This is a genomic window from Pseudomonas sp. PS02303, from assembly GCF_029959925.1.
Classification (GTDB): domain Bacteria; phylum Pseudomonadota; class Gammaproteobacteria; order Pseudomonadales; family Pseudomonadaceae; genus Aquipseudomonas; species Aquipseudomonas mandelii.
This window is the reverse complement of the sequence record NZ_JASCOM010000323.1, coordinates 1-5953: the sequence shown is the minus strand read 5'-3', so window position 1 is coordinate 5953 and position 5953 is coordinate 1. Positions and strand designations below refer to the sequence as shown.

Here is a 5953-nt window from a genome sequence, read left to right as displayed (position 1 = left end):
ATATGTGTATAAGAGACTGGATTTAGCTGGTTTGACGCCTTCGCGGGCAAGCCTCGCTCCCACAGGTCAGTGTAGGAGCGAGGCTTGCCCGCGAAGAACGATAACGCGGTTTAACCCGCGTTGAGGATGTATTGCTCGATCGCCTGGGCCGCGCCGTCTTCGGTATTGGCACCTGTCACCACGTCGGCCTGGCGCTTCACCGCTTCTTCCGCCTGCCCCATGGCAATCGACAACCCGGCACGATGAAACATCGCCGGGTCATTGCCGCCATCGCCCATCGCGGCAGTCTGCTCCAGCGGCACACCGAGAAACTCCGCCAGTGTCGCCAGTGCGGCACCCTTGTTGGCGAGCATCGCTGTCACGTCCAGGTACACCGGTTGCGACCGCGAGACTTGTGCCTGGCCTTCCACTTTCGGCAGCAGCTGGGCTTCCAGCTCAATCAACAACTGCGTGTTGTGGCTGGTGGCAACAATCTTGTCGATGCGCGTCAGATACGGCTCGAAACTCTCGACCACCACCGGCGGATAGCCGAGGCCGTGCTGCTCGCGTGGGACCATCGGCCCGTGCGGGTCTTTCAGCAACCAGTCACCGCCACTGAACACCCAGATTTCCACGTCCGCCTGATCGGCAAACAGCGCCAACGCCGTCAGCGCAGCCGTGGCCGGCAAATAATGCGCGACCAGCACGCTGCCGTCCGGATGGACGATCGTGCCGCCATTGAATGCCGCCGTCGGCAGGTCGACACTGAGCGCTTCGATCTGCTGCAGCATGGCTTTCGGTGGACGCCCGGTGGCCAGGCTGAACAGCACGCCGGCCTCACGTAACGAACGGACGGCCTCGATGGTGCGCTGACTGAGGCTGTGATCGGGCAGCAGCAAAGTGCCGTCCATGTCGCTCAGCAGAAAACGGATGGATTGTGGCGTGACGTCACTCATCCGAGGCTGTGCCAGACGCGACCGTCGCGGGCCAGCAGTTCATCAGCCGCCTCCGGGCCGTTCTCGCCCGCCGGATAGCGCTGCACGCTCGCGTCCTGCTGCCAGGCATCGAGGAATGGCTGCACGGCGCGCCAGCCGTTCTCGATGTTGTCGGCGCGCTGGAACAGCGTCTGATCACCCGTCAGGCAATCGTAGATCAGCGTTTCGTAGCCGGTGGACGGCTGCATTTCAAAGAAATCCTTGTAGGCAAAACCCAACTCGATGTTGGCCATTTTCAAGGCCGGCCCGGGCCGCTTGGCCAACAGGTCGAACCACATGCCTTCGTTGGGTTGAATCTGAATCCGCAGGTAGGTCGGTTGCAGCTCATCGACCTCGGTATCGCGGAACTGCGCGTAGGGCGCAGGTTTGAAGCAGATGACGATCTCGGTGTCACGCACACTCATGCGTTTGCCGGTGCGCAGGTAAAACGGCACGCCGACCCAACGCCAGTTGTCGATCATGACCTTGAGCGCGACGTAGGTTTCGGTGTTGCTGTCGGACGCTACGTTGGCTTCCTCACGATAACCCGCCAAGGATTTGCCATCGAGTTCGCCGGCCGTGTATTGGCCACGCACCGAGTTGGCTCGCGCCTCTTCCGTGGACCACGGACGTATCGCGCCGACCACTTTGGCCTTCTCGCCACGGACCGCATCGGCGCCAAAGGCTGCCGGCGGTTCCATCGCGACCATCGCCAGCAACTGGAACAGGTGATTGGGCACCATGTCCCGCAAGGCGCCCGTGTGTTCATAAAAACTGCCACGGGTTTCCACGCCGACGGTTTCGGCGGCGGTGATCTGCACGTGGTCGATGTAATGGTTGTTCCAGAACGCTTCGAACAGACTGTTGGAGAACCGGCTGATCAAAATGTTCTGCACGGTTTCCTTGCCCAGGTAGTGATCGATCCGGTAAATCTGGTTTTCCGACATCACCTTGAGCAGACATGCATTCAACGCTTCGGCGGTGTGCAGATCGGAGCCGAACGGTTTTTCGATCACCACCCTTCTGAACGCTTCGGGTGTCTCTTGCAGCAAGCCGGCGGCGCCGAGGCGGCGCACCACTTCACTGAAGAAACGTGGCGCGGTGGCCAGGTAGAACACCGCATTGCCCGTGCCGCTGGCGGCGATTTTCGCCGCCAGCGCTTGATACGTGCTGTCGTCCAGGAAATCGCCCTGGACGTAGCTGATGCCTTTGGCCAGTTTGGCCCACAGCGCCGGGTCAAGGGCTTCATCGCCCTTGCCGACTTTGGTGGCCGCTTCGGTGCGGATGAAATCTTCAAGCTTCTGCGCAAAGGCTTCGTCACTGATGGCGTTGTGGTCAACGCCGATGATCCGCAGTCCATCGCCTAGCAGACCGTCGCGACTCAGGTTGTACAGCGCCGGCATCAGCAAGCGCTTGACCAGGTCACCATGGGCACCGAACAGAAACAGCGTGGTCGGTGGTGCGGGTTCTGCTTTCGATTTATTGCGGATCAGACGGGTCATTTTTTCGAAGTCTCCACGTGGCCGCCGAAGCCGAAGCGCTGGGCCGAGAGGATCTTGTCGCCAAAGGTGCCTTGGCCGCGCGAACGGTAGCGTGAGAACAGCGAGTTCGACAGCACCGGTACAGGCACCGATTGCTCCATGGCGGCTTCGATGGTCCAGCGGCCTTCACCGCTGTCAGCCACGGAGCCGGAGTACCCGTCGAGTTTCGGATCGCTGGCCAGTGCGTCGGCGGTCAGGTCGAGCAACCACGACGACACCACGCTGCCACGGCGCCAGACTTCGGCGATGTCGGCCACGTTCAGGTCGAAACGCTGGTCTTCCGGCAGGTTTTCGCTGGCTTTGGTCTTGAGGATGTCGAAGCCTTCGGCGAAGGCCTGCATCATTCCGTACTCGATGCCGTTGTGGATCATCTTCACGAAATGGCCAGAACCTGCAGGGCCGGCGTGGATGTAACCGCGCTCGGCGCGATCGTCTTCCGACTTGCGGTCCTTGGTACGCGGGATGTCGCCCATGCCGGGGGCCAGACTGTCGAACAGCGGATCAAGGCGTTTCACCACCTCGGCTTCGCCGCCGATCATCATGCAGTAACCGCGCTCCAGGCCCCAGACGCCGCCGGATGTGCCGACATCGATGTAGTGCAGGCCTTTTTCCGACAGGGTTTTCGCCCGGCGGATGTCGTCCTTATAGAAGGTGTTGCCGCCGTCGATGATAGTGTCGCCGGCTTCGAGCAAGGTGCTCAGGGAGTCGATGGTGTCTTCGGTCGGCGCACCGGCCGGCAGCATGACCCACACCGCACGTGGCTTGGCCAGGCCTGCGACCAGCGCCGGCAAGTCGATGACGCCCTTGGCGCCTTCTGCTGCCAGGGTGTCGACGAAGGCGGTATTGCGGTCGTAAACAACGGTGGTATGCCCGTTGAGCATCAGGCGACGCGCAATATTTCCGCCCATGCGGCCCAGTCCAATAATCCCGAGTTGCATGTGCTGATGCTCCCTACTACAAATAAAGTGTGTCAAAGGTTATAGCCCAACGCGACCAATGAGGGTTAGTCCAGAGCGTTGGCGTGAAGTTTCCGGGCATTGTGCCCGATCCTGACTGATAACGTCGGAAATCGAACTCAAGACACAACGACCATGAAAAATAAAAAAGTTCCCTTCAGGGGCAAAAGAAATCAAAATCGGTGCCGATAGTAATACAGCACCCGATGTCGGGGCGGTTTTACAGTTGATGCACGCCATTTGCGAGGTGAGCAATGGGCACAGTACAAGCAGCACGGCCAGCACAAACCCTTTACGTCACGATCCGTCGTGATGAATTGCGCCAGTTGAAAGAAGAGCGCGACCTGTTGAAGCAGGAGCTCGCGCAGCTGCGCTTACTCACACAAAGCTCTTCGGCTCAGCCCTTGCCCGTCACCGCGCGCGCACCACACGCCTGATCCCCCGCCTGACTCGGAAACAGCCTTCTGCTGTTTCCGACACCGCTTCCCAGCCTTGCCGTTTGCGGCAACTCACAAAGTTTTCACATCGACGTGTTGATACTCCGGCTCATTATGGCCGCTCGGTATCCGTGCGGTTTCCGTTCGTCGGCAACATGGAAGGCTCCCGACGGGTCGACGCGATTTGATTTTTTTGGCTGGAGCGCTGAATGACTGTGTTTAAACGCAGCAATACGACTGCGAAAGGTTTTGATTGGGCAGGATTTCTCTGGTTGTTCCTGTTCTTCTGGTATTTTTCCGGCATCACCCAATTACTCATTCAATTGACGGGCACCTCGGGCTTCACCGGGTTCCGCCAAGCCTTTGTGATGAGCGCCATTTGGCTTGCACCGATGCTGCTGTTCCCTAGACAGACTCGTGTCATGGCCGCGGTGATCGGCGTGGTGCTGTGGGCCTGCTCGATGGCCAGCCTGGGTTACTTCTTCATCTATCAGCAGGAATTCTCCCAGAGCGTCATCTTCATCATGTTCGAATCGAACATCAGTGAAGCGGGCGAGTACATGACCCAGTATTTCGCCTGGTGGATGGTGGCGGCGTTCCTCGCCCACACGCTGTTTGCTTATTTCCTGTGGACCCGCTTGCGCCCGGTGTACATGCCCCGTGGACGTGCGCTGGTGGCTGCAACCGCCATCTTGGTGGCCGTGGTCGGTTACCCGCTGATCAAGCAAACCGCACGCACCGGCAGTCTGGCCGGAGGCTTCGAAAAATTCGAAACCCGTATCGAGCCGGCGGTGCCTTGGCAGATGGCAGTGGCGTATCACCGTTACCTCGACACCCTGGCCGGCATGCAAGACATGCTCGACAGCGCGAGCAAGATCCCACCGCTCAAGAACCTCAAGGACACGATGGCCAACCAGCCAGCGACCCTGGTGCTGGTGATCGGCGAGTCCACCAACCGTCAGCGCATGAGCCTCTATGGCTACCCGCGTGAAACCACGCCGGAACTGGACAAGCTCAAGGATCAGATGGCGGTCTTCGACAACGTCATCACCCCGCGCCCTTACACCATCGAGGCGTTGCAGCAGGTGCTGACGTTCGCCGACGAAGAAAACCCGGACCTTTACCTGTCCACGCCGTCCCTGGTCAGCATGATGAAACAGGCCGGTTACAAGACCTTCTGGATCACCAACCAGCAAACCATGACCAAGCGCAACACCATGCTCACCACGTTCTCCGAACAGGCCGACGAGCAGGTGTACCTGAACAACAACCGCAACCAGAACGCCGCGCAGTACGATGGCGACGTCATCGCGCCATTCAACAAGGCCCTGGCAGACGCCGCACCGCGCAAGCTGATCGTGGTGCATTTGCTCGGCACGCACATGAGCTATCAGTACCGGTACCCACCGACCTTCAACAAGTTCACCGATCGCAAAGGCGTGCCAGACGGCGTGCGTGACGACCAGGTGCCGACGTACAACAGCTATGACAACGCCGTGTTGTACAACGACTTCGTGGTGTCCAGCCTGATCAAGGACTACGCCAAATCCGATCCGAACGGCTTCCTGATGTACCTCTCGGACCACGGCGAAGATGTCTTCGACTCCGTGGGCCACAGCACGCTGGGACGCAACGAGGCAAAGCCGACGGCACCGATGTATACCATTCCGTTCATGGCCTGGGCTTCGCCGAAATGGCGTGAAACCCACGACTGGAGTTTTGCCGGTGACCTGGCGCGGCCTTACAGCAGCTCGCAACTGATCCACACCTGGGCGGACCTGGCGGGTCTGAGTTTTGATGAGCTGGACCGCAGCAAGAGCCTGGTCAGCGACAGCTTCACGCCGCGTCCGTTGATGATCGGCAATCCGTATGAGCGTCAGTCGCGCCCGCTGATCGACTTCAGCCTGATGAAACCGAAAAGCACGCCGACCGATCCGGCAGTCGCGCAGAAATGATGCGCTGAGGGATCGGCGCCGATCTTTCACTCTGTCGAGAACCCTGCGGGAGCTTGCTCCCACAGGGTTACACCAGCCCCCCGCCTTAACCTCTCCGAAACATCTTAAAAT

5 protein-coding genes are annotated in these 5953 nt (G+C 59.8%); 2 read left to right on the top strand and 3 right to left on the bottom strand.

Going from position 1 to position 5953, the window contains the following annotated elements; translation table 11 throughout:
• Positions 1–110 precede the first annotated feature (110 nt).
• The 3 genes from QMX98_RS31565 to gnd are packed head-to-tail and all read right to left on the bottom strand — an operon-like array spanning position 111 to position 3432.
• Positions 111–935, bottom strand: a complete 825-nt coding sequence (locus tag QMX98_RS31565) for an HAD family hydrolase (RefSeq protein ID WP_282411930.1) — start codon at positions 933–935, stop codon at positions 111–113.
• Positions 932–2455 carry a glucose-6-phosphate dehydrogenase gene (gene zwf, locus QMX98_RS31560; RefSeq protein WP_102595631.1) on the bottom strand — a complete coding sequence of 508 codons (1524 nt, stop codon included), beginning with the start codon at positions 2453–2455 and terminating at the stop codon, positions 932–934. The genes QMX98_RS31565 and zwf overlap by 4 nt, the downstream gene beginning before the upstream one ends.
• Positions 2452–3432, bottom strand: coding sequence for a phosphogluconate dehydrogenase (NAD(+)-dependent, decarboxylating) (gene gnd / locus QMX98_RS31555; protein ID WP_102595630.1), 981 nt, complete (start codon positions 3430–3432; stop codon positions 2452–2454). The genes zwf and gnd overlap by 4 nt, the downstream gene beginning before the upstream one ends.
• Positions 3433–3704: 272 nt before the next feature.
• Here gnd and QMX98_RS31550 point away from each other — a divergent pair, with 272 nt between their 5' ends.
• Both QMX98_RS31550 and QMX98_RS31545 read left to right on the top strand, forming a co-directional pair.
• Positions 3705–3887 carry a DUF6026 family protein gene (locus QMX98_RS31550; RefSeq protein ID WP_077747795.1) on the top strand — a complete coding sequence of 61 codons (183 nt, stop codon included), beginning with the start codon at positions 3705–3707 and terminating at the stop codon, positions 3885–3887.
• A gap of 209 nt (positions 3888–4096) precedes the next feature.
• Positions 4097–5842, top strand: a complete 1746-nt coding sequence (locus QMX98_RS31545; protein ID WP_077747794.1) for a phosphoethanolamine transferase CptA — start codon at positions 4097–4099, stop codon at positions 5840–5842.
• Positions 5843–5953 lie beyond the last annotated feature (111 nt).